Origin of the sequence: Microbulbifer salipaludis, from assembly GCF_017303155.1 — a bacterium.
GTDB classification, from domain to species: domain Bacteria; phylum Pseudomonadota; class Gammaproteobacteria; order Pseudomonadales; family Cellvibrionaceae; genus Microbulbifer; species Microbulbifer salipaludis.
The window spans coordinates 107,617-124,905 of record NZ_JAEKJR010000002.1 but is presented as its reverse complement, the minus strand read 5'-3'; the positions used below and the strand labels follow the sequence as shown (position 1 = coordinate 124,905).

Below are 17,289 nucleotides of genomic sequence, written 5' to 3'. Positions count from 1 at the left end.
TCCCCCATCACACCGCGCCGGTAACATGATCCTTTACCGGCCACCCCGCGTACATAAGCCCCCGACTGCCCGACACACGGTATTACCACAATGACACCTCTGATCGCCTTCGCCCTGGGTTCACTCGCCGCAACCACTGCAACCGCCGCCAGCCCGCAGGCGGGGCCAAACATTGTCGCGGAACCGGTTGTTGACGCAGCAATGGAACAGGTGGTCGTGACCGCAGCCCGCAGCGAGCAGCGCCTGCGTGCGCAGCCGGCCGCACTCACGGTACTGGACGATGACACCCTGCAATCGGTGACTGCGGTACACCCGAGCCAGGCGCTGTCCAGCGTGCCGGGGGCGCTGATCAGCCGCGGCAATGGACAGGAAAGTCTGATCGCGATCCGCTCGCCGGTCCTGACCGGTGCCGGCAGCTGCGGGGCCTTTGCAATAACCCAGGACGGTGTGCCGGTGCGCGGCACGGGGTTTTGCAATGTGAACCAGCTGTTCGACACCCACTTTGAGCTGGCCGGGCGCATCGAGGTGTTGCGCGGGCCGGGTACCGTGCTGTATGGGTCCGATGCCCAACACGGAGTGATCAATGTCATCAGCGAAGCCCCGGTGAATGGCCGCACATCCAGCGCAGCCATCGAGGGGGGTGCCAACGACTTTCAACGGGTGCGCCTGGAACACAGCCGCGGCGACACACAAGGCGGTTTTCGTATCGGTTTCAGCGGTGCGCGCGACGGCGGCTACAAGGACGACTCGGGGTACGACCAGCAAAAGTTGCAACTGCGCAGCGACAGCCAGTGGGCGGACTGGTCCGTAAGCGCCCTGATCAATCTGAGTAATCTGAACCAGGAAACCGCCGGCTACGTTGTCGGTAAAGACGCTTACAAGGACGGTGCTCGCAAGCGGGAAAACCCCAACCCGGAAGCCTTTCGAGACAGCCAATCCGCTCGTGCCCAGGTCAAGTTCGAGCGCACGCTGGACAACGGCGGCCAATTGCAGGTCACGCCCTATGCCCGCTACACCGATATGGATTTTTTGATGCATTTCCTGCCGGGCACGCCGCTGGAAAAAAATGGCCAGAAAGGGATCGGCGTTCAGACCGCGCTTAGACACGGTAACGAAGAGGCGCTGGCCTTCATTAGCGGCATTGACCTGGAGTACACCGCGGGCTGGCTGGAGCAAAGCCAGCAGGGCGGGTTTTCGGTGTTCCCCAGTGGAAAACAGTACGACTACTCCGTATCAGCGGCGCTTGCCGCAGCATTTAGCCGGGCAGAACTCGCGGTGAGTGATACCACCACCGCGATCCTGGGCGCCCGCGGCGAATACCTGCAGTACGATTACGATAACCACATGCTCAGTGGTGACACACAAGATAATGGCGAGGTGTGCGTCAGCGGTTTTACCGGCGCCATCGGGTGTCGCTATTCGCGGCCAGAGGATCGCCGCGATGACTTTGCCAACCTCTCGTTGAACGCGGCCCTGGTGCACGCCTTTAACCATGCGACGACCGGCAGCCTGCGCATGGCGCACGGCTTCCGCGCACCGCAGGCAACGGAACTGTACCGGCTGCAAAATGGCCAGACAGAAGCCGACCTGGACTCCGAATCCATCGACAGCCTGGAGGCGACCCTGCGGCACGATTCGGAACCGTTTCGCGCGAGCGTGACCGGGTTTTACATGGAGAAATCCGACGTGGTGTTCCAGTCTTCGGACCGGTTAAACCTGAGCGATGGTGCGAGCCGGCACTATGGCCTGGAATACGAGTGGCAATGGACGCTGTCGCAACAGTGGCAACTGGCGGCCGCCGGCACCTTCGCGCGGCACCGCTACACCAATGACGTCAGTGCGCCTGGCGCGGGCCTGATTGCGAGCAATGGCAACGATATCGACACCGCGCCGCGCACGCTGCACAACCTCCGGCTGCGCTGGCTGGCAACCGACGCAACCCGGGTGGATCTGCGCTGGCAGCACACCGGCCGCTACTACACCGATATCGAAAACGCACATCGTTACCCGGGGCACGATCTGCTACACCTGAGCCTGCAACAGTCCCTGGGCGCAGGCACCGAGATCGGGCTGCGCATCGAAAACCTGGCGAACGTGGATTACGCGGAGCGCGCGGACTATTCCAGCCTCGGTGGCGGAGAGCGTTACTTCATCGGCGAGCCACGCAGTGTCTACGCAGACCTGCAGCTGCGTTTCTGACCGGCCCGACTAGGGGCGCACCACAATCGGGCCACCCAGGTTCACACCCGGTGCCTTCCAGGTTTCTGCCCACAGCAATTGCCAGCGCTGCGGCCAGCTCAGCGCACACAGTGTGCCGCTTTCCGCAAAGCGGTAATTCTCACAGGGCAGTGCCAGCTCGGGGGTAGCGAGTTCGGGGAGGCCCAGCTCCGTATACGCCGGCTGGCGATAGCGATAGTGATCGATCAGGTAGCGCAGGCCATCATCAAAGGTGAGGTAGTCCCAGCGTATACGGATCGGTGTGTTACTGGTGCCGGTGCGCCCCTCGCCCTCCCGATACCAGCTCACCAGCTGGCCGTTGGCACCATAGGCACGCAGGATTTGCAGGCGGCCCTGCAAGTCATCGATACCGTTGTAGGTGGAGATTTCCGTTTCGCGCAATTGGCCGCGGCTGTTGTAGCGGTACTCGATCAGTTCGCGCGCCTCCGGGGTACCGTCGGCGTCGCTGTCAAATCGCATCTCTTCACTGAACAGCCAATCGTCACTGGTGTAGCGATAGGTGAAGGTGCGGCGGGATTCTGGGGTGCCGTCGGCATCAATATCAAACTCCCAGGTCTCTTCGCGCAGCTGGCCATTGCTCAGGTACAAATATTCGTAGGTATTTATCCGATCAACGACACCGTCGCCGTTGTCGTCGATCCGCTGCACTTCCCGTAGCAACCGCCCACCGCTGCTGTAACGAAAGGCAACCTCAACCGTTGCATCGGCGATACCGTCGACCGTGGCGAGGTCGCCATCATCCACGGTATCCACCAGCTCCAGTAAGCGGCCGTTGCGGTTGTAGCCAAACTCAAAACGCTCGCGCCGCTCCACGAGGCCATCGGCGTTCAGGTCGAGTTCTTCAAGACGCCAGTCCAGCAGGCCATCGCCGTCGTAAGCGCTCTCCACGCGCCGCAGTGCGTCGAGGATGTCATCAACACCTTGATCCAGCTCAACCGCGGAAAATACTTTATTGCCACCGTCGTCATAATCCAGCCGCACCACAAGACGTTCGCCAACCAGCCCCCGCCCCTCTTCTTCGACGATGCGTTTCAGGAACCCCCGGCTACTGAAAAAACGCTCGGTGCGCGTGAAGAAATCCACGAGCCCGTTTTCGTCGCTGTCGGTTTCCCACAGTAAAAAATCCCAGCGCCCAGGGCTGTCGTACACGTACTCCACCCGCTCCCGCCAGTTAGCGGCGGTTTCCGGTAAAACCGTAAAGTACTTGATGCGGGGAAGGCCAAGATCGTTGTACTCCCAGCGCACCTCCTGCTCGATACGCTCGTCATCCTGGATATTGCGGGTTTCGCGCACCGGCAAATGCACCGGCACCAGAATACCCAGCGCGTCGTACAGATAGACCAGAGGGGCATCCAGCGGCAGCTGATATTTAATGGAAAACGCGGTCGTTATCGCGGGTAGCGAATCCAGCCCGCGCCGCCAGGGAAAGGCGTAGAGGTCATAGGCGAAGTCAACCGCATAGTCGGCGAGGTCGGCATCCCAACCCTGCAGGTCGATCCCGTTCGCCGGGTCCTGGTCCCGGTCCAGAATCAGCAGTAATCGCATCATGTTGGACACAAGATCCAGCGCGTCGGCCCGCTGATGATTTTCCAGTGCGGCGCGCAGTGCGGCCTCTTGGGTGATGGGGGCCGTCCCCGCCAGGTCAAAGGGGCTCAGCTCCGCTGCCCCGCGCGCCGCGCCCAGCTGCACGCCGCCGAGAAAAAATTCCACGTCTTCGCCATCGCGATAGCGAAAGGTTCCGGCACTGTCGGTTACGCCGGAGAAGCTGGGAGTACGATAGCCCAGCCCGGCGACGCGCCCGGCCAGAAAAATCCCGGTCATTTCCGCGCCGCTGCCAGTGGTGGCGCCGCTGCTGGAGCTGCCGCTCCTGGTGCCGCCGGAGCTACTCGCGCTGGCAGAAGTGGTAGAGGCGCCCAGTGCGCGCGCACTGGAATCTTTGCTGTCGCTGCTGAAGTTGCACGCTGTCAGACAAAAGCACAGGAGCAGGCACAATGCCCGCGCTAACCCTGGCATCAGTTGCAGGGAAGGGAATACGACATCTGCTAAAACGAGCCTTCCTGGCACGGGGCACTCCTCGCCGAACGGAAACTACCGCTACACCGACAACATCGACTTTTTGACCTCCAAAAAGTATTGCTGAATTCTCCTCTGCAGGCGGGCAAGTTTCGTGAAAATGGACGGATTGACGTGCAAAGGAATGGGTTGCGTGGCGGTGAGAGGGCTTTGCTGCCAATATGAACGCTACAAACAAAAAGCCCCCGACAGCTGGGACTGCCGGGGGCTTTGTTGTCTGATCAACTGACCACGGTCAGGATCAGGGAAATCAGATTTTCCAGCTCTGCACTTTTTCCAGACCGTGTTCAGCCACCCACTGGTTCAATTGCTTGGGGTTGCGCTTTTTCTTCTCGATCGTGGCATTGGTGTAGGGGTTGCGATAGTGGCCTGTTTCCAGTTTCGGCTCAGCCGGCTTGCTGGAGGCGGCGCGGCGGGTAGTACGACGGGGCGCTTCGCCTTCCCGCTTCAACGCACGGGCTACCCGTGCCTTGAGGGTGCGCACGTAATCCGGCGCATTTTCGTCGTTCAGCTGTCCGACCAGCCAATCGACAATCTGCTCTCCACGAATACTGTAGAGCTCTTCTTCTTCCAGTTCGTATTCAGCCGCCAGATTGATCAGCGCCTTGTCAAAAGCGATCACACCCTGCTTCTTGCGTTCTGCCTTGGCCATCTGCTCCTGCAGTTCTTCGATTTTGGCCTGGTGTTCCGCGATCTGTTGTTCGATCTGGTCGTAATCCTGAAACATGTGGTTTGAGCCTCGATATAAACGGTTGTTGTTTTAGATAGTGTTTTTTAATAATGCCGCGCGGGTAAATCCCTACCCACACAGGGAATACTTATTGGAAATACATCTCTATCGCCGGCCTGAAATCGCCATATAGATCCGCGGGCAGATATGCCGCACAGATATCCGTTGCCTATAAGATAGCCCATAAAAAATAATCTGGACTCATCCGCGGATATCACCGAGTCAATAAACGGATATTACCCACGGCCAAAACGATGAATTGGCGCACACAATCTGGAATTGACCCAGATCAACCTGGCAAATATCAGAATTAGCTATAAATACCGATATAGATCAGCATGTTACCAAACGAGTAAACGATAAAGATGGGCCGATTGATATACGCCCGCCGCAATCAGGCAGATCAATTTCTTTTATCACCACCGGTTGCCCCGGTAATGGGGGCAGATACCGATACTTCAAGCGCCAATCGGGATAACGCTATCGGGCCACCGGCGCTGGCTATATTAACGGCAGCGCGCGGGCAGGGCCTTGAGCGTGGAGCATGATACTGCGTTGTTTTTCTTTCGCCAACCGATTGGATATCTTTTTAGCAGTGCGCGCCGAAACCACGCCTTGTTCTATTCTTTTCACTGGATATGAGTCTAATATTCCAGATTCAATCACTCTTAAGGGGGTATAAAGCGAATGGCGAAAACTCGCGACATTCATCACATGCCGACATTGGCCGCACTGATGACGCCGTTTCCCTACCATATTGATATCGACGCGCCCATTGAGGCTGCCGTGACACTGATGGAGGAGCACGGGGTCCACCACTTGCCCGTCACCCGCGACGGCGACCTGGAGACCATCATTTCCCAGGGTGACATCGACCGCGCCCAGTCACCGGGGCATCGGCTGGAAGAACAGCAGCTGTATGTGCGTGACCTGAGTGCGCGGCGACCGTATATCGCGGATATCCACGATCCGCTGGACAGAATTCTGCTGGCGATGGCGGATACCGGTATCGGCTCGGTGCTGGTAATGAAAGAAGGCGAGCTGGCCGGCATTGTTACCGTTAAGGATGCGCTGCGCTTTTGCGGCGAATACCTGGCAGATCTGACCCGGTCACCCGATGACGATGTAGCGTAAAACGTGGCGTAAAAACGTGGTTTAAAGGGTGTACCTACAGCGGCCACACCCACAGCAGCATAGGCACCGACACCGCTACCACGATTATTTCCATCGGCAGCCCCATGGGCCAATAGTCACCAAACTTGAAGCCACCGGGGCTCAGGATCAGTGTGTTGTTCTGGTGCCCCACCGGGGTCAAAAAGGCACAGGAGGCCCCGATGGCTACGGCCATCAGGAAGCTGTCGGGGTTGACCCCCAGCTGCTCCGAGGCACTGAGTGCGATGGCGCACATCACCGCGGCGGTCGCGGCATTGTTCATAAAGTCGGACAGCGTCATGGTGACCAGTAAAATCAACACCAGGGCGAATACCGGATTGCCCTGTGCCAGGTTATCCAACATGGATTCCGCCACCACGTCCGCGGCCCCGGTGGTGCTCATCACTTCCGCCACCGCGATCAGCGCCCCCAGCAACACCACCACGGAGCCATCAATCGCCTCGTACATGCTGCGCAGAGGCACTACCTTCAGCGCCATAAACGCCAGCACGCAGGTGGCAAAGGAAATCGCCGCGGGCAGCAGGCCAAAGGCGGCGCCGGCCACCGCCGCGCCCATCGCCACCAGTGCCACATAGGCCTTTTCCCGATTGGGAATAGCGATATCCCGCTGTGCCAGCGGCACGCAGCGCTGCTCATTGGCAAAGCTGCGCAGGTTTTCTTCGGTGCCCATCATCAACAGCGCATCGCCCCCTTTGAGCATGGTCGAGCGCAGCCGCTTTACGGATCGATGGCCCTGGCGGGAAAGGGCCAGCAGGTTGATCTCATAGCGACCCGCCAGGCGCAGGTTTTCCGCGGTGCGCCCAATCAGGAAGGAGTCGGGCAATACCACCAGCTCACGCAATACCACTTCGGCGCGATCCCGCGCACGCCGGTCTTCTTTCTCTTCTCTGTCCCGAGTACCGTCGGCGGGCGGGGCGGAACTACCCTCCTCCCGCGCCCGTTGTGGAGGGGCACCGAGGGGCCCCAGGTCGGAGATTTTGCGCACCGGGCCAGGCGTCACCTGTGCCCTGAAGGCCCGCTGCTTTTCTGCCGACTGGGCGTCTTGCTGTGTGTTTTGCTTTGCGTTTTCCCCGGTGTCACCCACGTCCTCGGGTGCTTGTTCTGCTTGCGCTGCGGCCTTTTTTTCCCGGTCGCCATTTTCCGGGTCCGCGGCCAGGGTCAACCCCAGATTCGACAGCACCGCGGCGAGGGATTCCGGCTCCGACTCGATCACCAGCAGGTCGCCGGCGCGGACCCGCAACCCCGGCATGGCGGTGGAAACGCGCGCATTGTTGTGCACCAGCCCGATCACCTGTGCATCCTCGTCGCCAATCATCTTCACCAGCTCCGCCAGTGACTTGCCAATAGCCGCGCTCTTCTCGCCCACCAGGGCTTCGGTGAGGTATCTGCCGGTGTCGAAGCTGCCCGCCCCCGCCTGCGGTCGCGCCGGCACCAGGCGCCAGCCGATGAGCGCCACAAACAGCACCCCCACCAGTGCCACCACCAGCCCCACCGGGGTAAAGTCGAACATGCCATAACTGCCGGCGCCGGCACTGGCGCGAAAACCGGACACGATCAGGTTGGGAGGGGTGCCGATCAGGGTAGTCATGCCGCCGAGGATGGTGCCAAACGAGAGTGGCATCAGGACTTTGCCGGGAGGTAACCCATAGCGGTCGGCGAGGTCGGTGGCCACCGGCATCAGCAGCGCCATGGCCCCGACATTGTTCATAAAGCCGGACATCCCCGCGCCAAGGGCGGTCAGCGCGGCAATCGCCAGGGTGATGCCGCCTTTTTTCGGCACCACCTTGTGCGCCAGCGCGTCCATGGCGCCGGTATTCTGCAGTCCGCGACTCAGTATCAGCACACAGGCGACGGTCACCACCGCGGGATGACCAAACCCGGCAAAGGCATCGCGCGGCTCGATCAGCCCCACAAACACACAGCCCAGTAGTGAGGCAAGCGCCACCATGTCGTGCCGCCAGGGGCCCCAGATAAACAGGACAATGGTCACGGCGAGAATCAACAGAATAAGGATCTGATCGACGGTCATGGAGCGGTGGGATCCCGGGTTGCATTCACCGGCTAAAAGTGACCGGTCCAACCTCAAACATAGCGGATTTATCGCTCGCCGGATTCACACGGCCACGCACGGGACGGGGCAACACGGGACAAGATAGGGTGGGGCCTGGCCACAACGGGCGGCCCCCACCCGCGGGTACACAGGCGGGGGCGGTTACTGATTGGACAGCTGGAGCCGCTTCAACCCGAATCGCTTGGACAGCAGACGGTCCCGCAGCCAGCGCGGCAACCAACGGGCCATCCACGGCAGCAGGCGGCTTTTATTGCCGATTCGGAGCAGCGTGGCGGGGCGCTTGCGCAGCAGTTCCGCCGCCAGGCGCTTGGCCAGGTCCCGCGCCAGGGTGGCGTTTTGCTGGGATTCGACGGCACGGGCTCGCACATGGTCTTCACTGCGCTTGTACCAGGAGTCCGGCGCCAACAGACCGCGCAGCGACGTTTCGGCGTGGCGACCAAACTCGGAGGCGATGGCCCCCGGCTGTACCGTGACCACGCGAATACCGAAGGGCTTCAGTTCCAGGCGCAACACATCGGACAGGGTATGCAGGGCGGACTTGGACGCACAGTAGGCGCCAGAAAACGGTGTGGGCAGGACCCCGGATACGGAGCCGATATTGCAGATGACACCGCGGCGACGGGATTTGAGCAGGGGCGCACAGGCCCGCGCCAGCGCCATGGGTGCGAAGACATTGGTGCGGAACTGGGCTTCCAGTGTGCGGGTATCCAGCTCCAGCAGCGGCCCCATCTGGCCGTAGCCGGCGTTGTTCACCAGGATATCCAGGCGGCCATAGGCGGTCTTGATGGCGTGCACCACCCGATTGATGTCCGCCTGGGAGTTGACGTCCAGGGCCTCGGTGGCGATCCCCACATCCGCCAGTTCCTGCAGGCTCTCTGCGCGACGTGCGGTGGCGATCACAATGGTGCCGCGGCTGTGCAGGGCGAGCGCCAGCTCGCGGCCGATACCACTGGAGCAGCCGGTGATCAGCGCCACCCGGTCAGGCACCACATAACCGCGACCGATCTGCGCCAGGCTCTCGGCGGCAAAAGTATGATCGGATGGGCGAAAGCGGTTGGCGGGGGGCTTGCTCACGTTACTGCTCCAATACTGCGTCCAATACTGCGCTCGATCTTAATCGGACGGTGCCGCGGCCGCATCGTTGGACTGGCCGGGTGTCCGTTGAAAATGCGGGTTCTGAATCAGCCCGAAGACATTGCCAAACGGATCGAGGAAACTGGCCATCAGTATGCCCTCTCCCACATCGACAATTTCACCGTGCTGACGCGCGCCCAGGCTGTTGATCCGCTCCACCTGGGCGGCGATATCCTCAACCCCCCAGTAGGCTACCACGCCATCGGCGCGGCTGGTCACATTGCGGGCATCCGGATCCAGTCCCAACTCGAACCCGCCGACGTTAAAGCCGACGTAGCACTCGGCCTCGAAGTAGGGCTCAACTTCAAGCAAGGTGGTGTACCACGCTTTGCCTTCTTCCAGATTAGTGACGCCGTAGATGACGCTCTGCACCCCTGAAAACTGACTCACCTCAGACCTCCTGCAGGAGATTTGTTTCCGGCTTCACTGTGCATTTTCCGACAGTTGTCGCCAACTTATTCTTGTTTGCTTTTTGCGCACATGAGCGGCGCTAGTCGAGTTCCTGCTCCAGTTGTTCCAGCAGGTCGAGAGGCTCGATTTCCTCCCCTTCCATGTCCGCGTTCCAGTTGATGCCCACCAGCAGCACGTCTTCATGCATGCCTTCCAGCCAGTCGTCCATAAACTCTTCGAGGTCGACGGGCACCACCTGGTATTCCGACCAGTCATCGGCGATATGCGCTTCGGCAAATTCACGCTGGGACCAGAACGGCATGACATCGGTGTCTGCACGACGCTCCGATTCACACAGGGCAAAACCCTCTTCCCCTTCCAGTGCCCACACGCAGCCCTGCTCTACCGCTTCCGGCAGAAAACGGGCGCAGTTTTCCTCAAAATCGTCTCCGAGTGGTTCCAAATCCATACCAGCTTGCCTTAAAAGTGATGTCGGGAGTTTACGCCAGATTAGGCGGGAGAAGTAGAAACTTGCGCTGGGATGTCGCGAGCCCACCACTACAGCTGTAAAGTGTGCCCGTTCTCCTTGAGCCAACGCCGCAATCGCTTGTAATCGGGACAGAGGCTGGCGACCAGCGACCAGAATTCGCGACTGTGGTTGTGGTGTTGGAGATGACAGACCTCGTGAATCACCAGATAGTCCACCACCGGCTCCGGTGCGAGACACACCAGCCAGTTGTACTGCAACTCACCGCGAATGGTGCAGTGCCCCCACTTGCTGCGGGTGCGGCGGACTTTTACCGTCGAAAACGTGAGGCCCAAGCGGTCTGCGTATTGCCGGGATTTCTCCGCAAGCAGCTGCAGGGCCTCCTTTTGATAAAGCTTCTGCAGCGCCCCCTGGACCTGCTTCTCATCCGGCTCGCGCACACGGCTGTAGAGTTGGATAAATCCGTCGCGAATACCCGCGTCCGCCGCGCAGGCGGCGCGATCCAGCTCCAGGGTTTTACCCAGCCATGGAAAGTGCGCACCAAACGCAAAGTGGTGCTCGGGAACCTGGGACTGACGTTCAGCCACGCCGCGTAATTGCGCGCGCACCCACTGGATATTTTCCCGCAGGAATTGATGGCCGTGACGCTCGGCGCAGCGCTGCGGAATCCGCACTTCCGCGCCTCTTTCTGTCACCACCAACCCCAGTCGTTTGCGGCGTGGTGAGCGCGCTAGACGGTAGGTCACTTCTTCGAAAGAAAACAGATCTCCGCTCACGGAAAAAACGTCAGCCGCATAAAGTGATTATCGGGAAGGTACCGGCACCACCGCCATGGTGATACGGGAAATGCAATTGAGTTTGCCTCGGGCATCGTGCATACGAATTTCCCAGACCTGGCTGGTGCGGCCAATATGTACCGCCTGCGCTTTGCCGGTCACTTCACCATCGGCCACCGGGCGCAAATGATTGGCGTTGATCTCCTGACCCACGCAGTAAAATTTATTGGCATCCACCACCAGATTCGCGGCCACGGAACCGAGGGTTTCCGCCAGTGCCACACTGGCGCCGCCGTGCAGAATACCGTAGGGCTGACGGGTGCGATCGGTCACCGGCATGGTTCCCACCAGGTAGTCGTCACCGACTTCGGTGATTTTCATTCCCAGGTATGTGGGCATGCACTCGCCCATGCCTTGATTGACGGTTTCTACGGTCGGGCTGCTGTGCCAGATCGCCATGGGATCACCTCTAAAATATGCAGCGGAGTGGAGGCTGACTATCAGTAAAACAGCAGGGGATTGAAAGCACCAAAGCCGCCAAAATGCATCATCTCGGCTTCCAGGTGACGCATTTCCCGCAGCAGGCTGCGGCGCTGGCTGCGCAAGGCGCGACGCTCTTCCTTGCTCTCGGACTCGTCCAGGGCCTCTTCTACCCGGTAGAGTTCCCGCTCGGCACTCTCGTACCGGTCAACCAGCGCGGCGTATTGCTGTTCCGCCTGGTACACCGCGAGGCCGCGCTCATAGTTGGCGAGAAACAGATCGGCGGTGGGGCCGGTACACACCCCTTCATAGTTGCGGCCGCGGCGGCCAACCGCAAACCCGTTTTCCGGTGTGCAGTAGCGCTCTATCCCTTCTTCATAACCCCGCATCCAGGCGGCGGTGTCTGTACGCACACCGTATTCATGGCACTTCTGGGCAATTTTATACACGGTGGCCTGGGTTTGGCCGCGGGCGCCATCTTCAATACCCCGCTCATACCAGAGGCCGGCCTGGCACTCGTTTTCAGAAATAATTGCGCAGCCGCTGGCCACAGTCAGCCACGCCGGGATGGAGAGCAGGGTGACCAGTTTCCAGAGTTTCATAAAGGGATCCGCCAATTGAATGGCCCTATTAAATACCTTTCCCGGTGAACCTTTGCTGAATCACCCAAAACGCTTGTCGGCCACAAACGGATTGCTTTGCCGTTCCTGCCCAAACGTGGACATCGGGCCGTGGCCGGGAATGAACTGCACCGCGTCCCCCAGAGGCCAGAGCTTCTTGGTGATGGAGTCGATCAGGTCCTGATGATTGCTCATGGGGAAGTCGGTGCGGCCAATGGAACCGGCGAAGAGTACATCGCCGACCAGCGCAAGGTTGCCCGCGCGGTGGAAGAAAATCACATGGCCGGGGGTATGGCCCGGACAGTGCACCACTTCGAGCACTTCGTCGCCCACCGTGACGGTGTCACCGTCGTTGAGCCAGCGGTCCGGGGTAAAGGTTTCCACCGGAGGGAACCCGAACATCTGCGCCTGGGTGGTGATTTGCTCGATCCAGAACTGATCGGCCTGATGCGGGCCCTCTACCGGCAGCTTGAGGTCGCGGGAAAGTGGTGCGGTGCCACCGACATGGTCGAGGTGGCCGTGGGTGAGGAGAATTTTTTCCAGCTTGAGACCGCGCTCTTCGACGGCGGCCAGAATACGATCCACATCGCCACCGGGGTCCACAACCGCGGCCCGCTTGCTGTCATCACACCACAACAGGGTGCAGTTTTGCTGGAAGGGCGTGACGGGGACCGAGTGAAATTGCAGAGCCATGGGAGTACCTGTTTAATCTTCGGTGCCGAGTATAACGCCCGGGGTCTTATCCGGCTAAGGTGGCTCAGGTACTTCGTCGCTGGCCGGGTGGCGGTGCCGCTACCGGGTGGGCGATCCAGAGGCTTAAACCACCTCTGGCGTGCGCTGCAGCGCACTGGGGCGGCGCGCGGCGGACTTTTTCAGCACCTCTTTTACATCCTCAACCAGCATCTTCTGCACCATCTCGCTCTGCCAGTAGCCGTCGTGGGATACCAGCTGTGGCCCCCAGCTGGCGGCACTCCAGTCTGCTAGGGGTCTTGTTTCATAGTCCCGGTAGACGGCCTGGTTGTATGAAGGGCTGAGAGGTTTTAGGGGCCAGCCGAACAGGTCGTCCGGGTGATAAAAATTTTTCCAGCGGAAGTTGTAACCGCGGGTGTCGGAAGTAACGGCCTGGATCTGGTCGCGGGCCATGGCGGCGGTCCACAGGGGATTACTGGCACCGAGAGTATACCAGTGCGCGAGGCTTTTTCCGCGTAGGAAGAGGTCCTTGGCAGAACCCTTGTGCACACCCTTGGGGCCGCCATCGCGCCAGACCCCGTGGTTGATGGTGGGGCGCTGCGCGTCCCAAAGGTAATTTGACAGGATGCTGCAGCCAATGGAGTGGCTGACAAGAATCACCGGCGCAGTGTCGCTGGTGGCTTTGGCGGCGCGCTCGAACGTCTGGTGGATCGCCTGCTGGGTTTTGTCGTAATTACCGCCGCGCTGGTCGATGTCGGTGAGCTGGGCAGCGGCTTCGGCGAGACCGTAGAGCATGAACTTGCGCGCGCGCAGGTAGTCCATGTCGCGCTTTTGCATGGCGTCGAACACCCGCTCAAGATTCGGTTGCAGGTGCCCCTGATAGAGGATGGTATCGGTATGGACACGGGACCAGTCATCCCCCAATCCACTCTTGAGTGCCTGAAACAGTGGCTCGGCGAAGCCTTCGTCCACAGCACCCATGCCCGGCGCCGCCAGGATGACCAGATCAGCCATTGTCGCTCCCCGTAAAATTTTTGTTGGTCTTGTTGTTGTCGGTGCTGCTGTCTGCGTGCTTCTGGGCGGTTACCAGACTTACTACTGGATGCGACTGCCGCGCCCGGGATTGCCTGCACGCCGTTTTTATTTTGATTTACCGTGCGATGGTGCGTGTTTGGCGCCGCTGGCCGGGAAAACGCGACCCGAGCGCTGAAAAGGGGGCACCGCAAACAGAAAAAGCTACCACCCTCCGCCCTTAATGGGAAGAACTGCGCCATAAAAAGCAATATGCGCGCCAAAACCGCCGTAGCTGCCGCGGTGTTGCACAAAAAGCGTTTTTTTCTTTCCAGTGAGGAACTTCCGCGCCAGCGACCACTCAAAGATACCAGTTCCCCCAGATCACATCGTTTGAACGCGTGGTGATCGAACTCTCTCATCGTATCTCTGCTTTAAGCCGGCCTTGCGCCGGCTTTTTTCTGTCCACCAGGATAAACACTGCGGGCACAGCCCACCGGCAAAGCGTTGACCGGCCGTCCCGGGCACCGCGGTATCCACCGGTGCGCCCCTCCCCCCCGAGGGGGGAGGACGCGCACCAAATAGGGGGCTGGCACACTAAAGTTGTACAATTGCGCCTTCCGGGGTCCAGGTGATGTGTTGGTGACTGGAAACCCGGCCCAAGCCCTGTTGACCGGTCATTGCCATGCTTTTAGCTTCCAAGTACAGCCTCCCTGACTGCCCGGAACACACGTTACAGCGGCCGCGGCTGCAATCGCTGCTGGAACAGAGCCAAAGTGACCAGCTATTACTGGTTACTGCCCCCGCCGGATACGGCAAAACCACCCTGGTCACCTCCTGGGCCACGGAGCAGGACAATCCGGTCGCCTGGTACTCCTTGGATAGCGGCGACAATGAGCCCGGCCAGTTCTGCCGCTACCTGGTGGAGAGCGTGCACCGCGCCACCGGCAACGGAGTCCCCGAAACCAGCAAAATTCTTGCCGCCCAGCACACCCTCGACCCCTCCCTCATCATTAGCCAGATGCTGTCTGAGCTGCGCCAGTTGCCCAGCGAGCTGCGCATCGTCCTCGACGACTACCACCAGATCGACAACCCGGTAGTGCACGATGCGACCCGCTTCCTGCTGCGCCACGCGCCCGCCGGTATTGGCGTGGTGATTACCAGCCGCAGCCAGCCCCCGCTGGGGCTCGGTGCCCTGCGTTTGCAGGGGCGACTACTGGAACTCGGCCCGGAAGACCTGGCACTCACCACCGACGAAACCACCCAGTTACTCGCCCGCCGCCTGCCCTTCGCCCTGGGCAGCGACCGCGTGGCACAACTGCATCAGCTGTCGGAGGGCTGGCCACCGGCAATCCAGATGTTCGCGCTGTCGGTGCGCAACCAGGAGGAAGTAGACCGGTACCTGGGTGAACTGGAGCAGGGGCATGCGCATATCCTGGACTATCTTGCCGAGGAAGTGCTGGAGCGCCTGGAGCCGGAACTGCGCCAGTTGCTGGCGCGCACCTCGATCCTGACCCGCGTCAACGGCCTGCTGGCAGAGCGATTGAGTGGCCAGAGTGGCGGCCAGCAGCAGCTGGAAACCGCCGCCAGCCGCGGACTGTTCCTGCAGGCCCTGGACTCCAGTCGGCAGTGGTTCCGTTTTCATCCGGTGTTCGCACGCTTTCTGCAGCGCCAGCTGTCCGACGGCAACCAACTGACCCAATTGCACCAGACCGCCAGCGACACCTGGCAGGAACTCAACCAGCCCCTGGAAGCCCTGCGCCACGCGCTCAAGGCCGAAGACCGCGAACGGGTACACCGCCTGATTGCCGAGCAAGGCGAGCAATTCCTGCGTGAGGGGCAATTCCGGGTACTGAACGACAGCCTCAACTGGCTCGGCGAGGAGCAGATCAAGCGCCACGCCTCCTTTACCTTGCTGGCGGCCCGGCTTGCCCGCGACAGCTTTGAGTACGAGCGCTGCAACAAACTGCTGGCAGCGGCAGAAAGCTGGCTGCAGCGGCAAGATCCCAAGCAGTGGCAAGCCTACGAGGGTGCCTTTGCCGCAATGCGTGCACAGGTTTCCGTTTCCCGCGGGCAGATCCTGAAAGCAAAGGAGTACGCTCAGGAAGCCCTGGAACTACTGCCGCAAGACCAGGTAAGTGACCGCATCGCCGCACAACTGGTGATCGGTGAGACCAGCTTCTGCCTGGGTGAGCTGGACCAGGCCATGCACCATATGGAAGCGGTGGAAAAAGCCACCCTCGCCCGCCAGGACATTCCTAATGCCGCCTGGGCCCTGTGCCAACAAACCGAAATTGCCTTCGCCAATGGTTTACTGAAAAAGGCCGCCGCCCTCCAGGCCCGCACACAACGGCTGGTGGAAGAGCATCACCTGGTGGGCCTACCCATCTCTGAATTTATCTACCGACTGCAGGGCCAGCTGCAATGGGAAGCCGGCGATCTCGACGGCGCCGCGGAATCCGCCCGCCGCGGTATGCAGATCAATCGCAAAGTGGGCGAGCGCTGGCTGCTGCCCGAATACACCCTGCTGTTAAAAGTCGCGCTGGCGCGAGGCGACAAGGACGAATGCCTGGAGTGGATGGAGCGGGTGGAGCACCTGCTTGCCGGGGAGGAATATCACCGGGACTGGGTCGCCAATGCCGACGCTGCAAGAATGCGCGTATGGCAGGCGCTGGAAAATACCGAAGCCATCGCCAGCTGGCAGGAACAGGCAGACCCGGTAGCCGACCGTCCCAGCAACCACTTCGAACAGTGCCACGGGCGCAACCACGTGCGCGCCCTGATCTCCCTGCACCGCTGGTCCGATGCCAACCGCCTGCTTGGGCGCCTGCAACAGGTCGCCGAAGAGTGCGGCCTGGTCACCGACCAGCTGCGCAACCGGGTGCTGGCCGCACATCTGGCCTGGCTGCGGGAGCGCAAGGAGTCTGCGCTCGCCCATATCCGCGCGGCGCTCACCATCATGCTGGATAGCGACCTCACCGCCAGCTTCCTGCAGATCGGCAAACCGATGATCGTGCTATTGAAAGCAGCGCTGGAAGAAACCGGGGACAACGCCCTCGACGGGCGCCAGGCGGAAAAAGCACAACAGTTGATGAAACTCGCCCAGCAACAACCGGAGCTGGGCGGCGGCATCCGCATTGAGCTGGACGAAACCATCGTGCGCGAAATTCTCGCCAGCGATGCGGTGCCCGACTTCCTGCGTCACTCCCCCCTCACCCCGCGGGAATGGCAGGTACTTAACGCCATCCATTCCGGCCTCTCCAACGAACGCATCGCCCGGCACTTCAAGGTCGCGCCAAGCACCATCAAGACGCATATTCGCAGCCTGTATCAGAAACTGGATGTGAAAGATCGCCAGCAGGCGATAGCGCTTGCGGAGCAGCTGTTGCGCTCGGTGCAGGATAAGCCCTGAGCGG

14 protein-coding genes are annotated in these 17,289 nt (G+C 60.7%); 3 read left to right on the top strand and 11 right to left on the bottom strand.

Annotation, left to right across the window (positions count from 1 at the left end; genetic code table 11):
- The first annotated feature begins 90 nt into the window (after window positions 1–90).
- Entirely contained in the window at window positions 91–2,199 is a 2,109-nt protein-coding gene (locus JF535_RS06225) for a TonB-dependent receptor (protein ID WP_207000426.1), read from the top strand.
- A 9-nt stretch (window positions 2,200–2,208) separates the two neighbouring features.
- Here the strand turns inward: JF535_RS06225 and JF535_RS06220 are convergent, their stop codons facing one another.
- Complete coding sequence (locus tag JF535_RS06220; RefSeq protein ID WP_207000424.1) at window positions 2,209–4,302, bottom strand: RHS repeat domain-containing protein; 2,094 nt, start codon at window positions 4,300–4,302, stop codon at window positions 2,209–2,211.
- 259 nt (window positions 4,303–4,561) lie between these two features.
- Entirely contained in the window at window positions 4,562–5,038 is a 477-nt protein-coding gene (locus JF535_RS06215; protein ID WP_207000423.1) for a hypothetical protein, read from the bottom strand.
- A 690-nt stretch (window positions 5,039–5,728) separates the two neighbouring features.
- Here JF535_RS06215 and JF535_RS06210 point away from each other — a divergent pair.
- On the top strand, window positions 5,729–6,175 hold the full coding sequence (locus JF535_RS06210; RefSeq protein WP_242523733.1) for a CBS domain-containing protein: 447 nt from the start codon (window positions 5,729–5,731) through the stop codon (window positions 6,173–6,175).
- Window positions 6,176–6,209: 34 nt separating this feature from the next.
- Here the strand turns inward: JF535_RS06210 and JF535_RS16695 are convergent, their stop codons facing one another.
- The 9 genes from JF535_RS16695 to JF535_RS06160 form a co-directional block, all read right to left on the bottom strand.
- The gene (locus tag JF535_RS16695) at window positions 6,210–8,243 is read right to left on the bottom strand and encodes an SLC13 family permease (protein ID WP_242523732.1); all 2,034 of its coding nucleotides are present in this window, start codon (window positions 8,241–8,243) and stop codon (window positions 6,210–6,212) included.
- 183 nt (window positions 8,244–8,426) lie between these two features.
- Window positions 8,427–9,359, bottom strand: coding sequence for an SDR family oxidoreductase (locus JF535_RS06195; RefSeq protein ID WP_207000420.1), 933 nt, complete (start codon window positions 9,357–9,359; stop codon window positions 8,427–8,429).
- 39 nt (window positions 9,360–9,398) lie between these two features.
- Window positions 9,399–9,809 carry a VOC family protein gene (locus tag JF535_RS06190; RefSeq protein ID WP_207000418.1) on the bottom strand — a complete coding sequence of 137 codons (411 nt, stop codon included), beginning with the start codon at window positions 9,807–9,809 and terminating at the stop codon, window positions 9,399–9,401.
- 100 nt (window positions 9,810–9,909) lie between these two features.
- On the bottom strand, window positions 9,910–10,278 hold the full coding sequence (locus tag JF535_RS06185) for a DUF2750 domain-containing protein (RefSeq protein WP_207000416.1): 369 nt from the start codon (window positions 10,276–10,278) through the stop codon (window positions 9,910–9,912).
- 89 nt (window positions 10,279–10,367) lie between these two features.
- The gene (locus tag JF535_RS06180) at window positions 10,368–11,042 is read right to left on the bottom strand and encodes a M48 family metallopeptidase (RefSeq protein ID WP_340674193.1); all 675 of its coding nucleotides are present in this window, start codon (window positions 11,040–11,042) and stop codon (window positions 10,368–10,370) included.
- Between the two features lie 57 nt (window positions 11,043–11,099).
- Entirely contained in the window at window positions 11,100–11,531 is a 432-nt protein-coding gene (locus tag JF535_RS06175) for a hotdog fold thioesterase (RefSeq protein ID WP_207000413.1), read from the bottom strand.
- Window positions 11,532–11,572: 41 nt separating this feature from the next.
- Window positions 11,573–12,154: a DUF2799 domain-containing protein gene (locus JF535_RS06170; RefSeq protein ID WP_207000411.1), complete on the bottom strand. Its 582-nt coding sequence runs from the start codon at window positions 12,152–12,154 to the stop codon at window positions 11,573–11,575.
- Between the two features lie 60 nt (window positions 12,155–12,214).
- Window positions 12,215–12,865 carry an MBL fold metallo-hydrolase gene (locus JF535_RS06165; RefSeq protein ID WP_277987237.1) on the bottom strand — a complete coding sequence of 217 codons (651 nt, stop codon included), beginning with the start codon at window positions 12,863–12,865 and terminating at the stop codon, window positions 12,215–12,217.
- A gap of 123 nt (window positions 12,866–12,988) precedes the next feature.
- Window positions 12,989–13,876 (bottom strand): hypothetical protein, encoded by an 888-nt coding sequence (locus JF535_RS06160; RefSeq protein ID WP_207000408.1) that lies wholly within the window; start codon window positions 13,874–13,876, stop codon window positions 12,989–12,991.
- Window positions 13,877–14,558: 682 nt separating this feature from the next.
- Between JF535_RS06160 and malT the strand changes: the two genes are divergently transcribed.
- The gene (gene malT, locus JF535_RS06155) at window positions 14,559–17,285 is read left to right on the top strand and encodes an HTH-type transcriptional regulator MalT (protein ID WP_207000406.1); all 2,727 of its coding nucleotides are present in this window, start codon (window positions 14,559–14,561) and stop codon (window positions 17,283–17,285) included.
- Window positions 17,286–17,289: the final 4 nt, after the last annotated feature.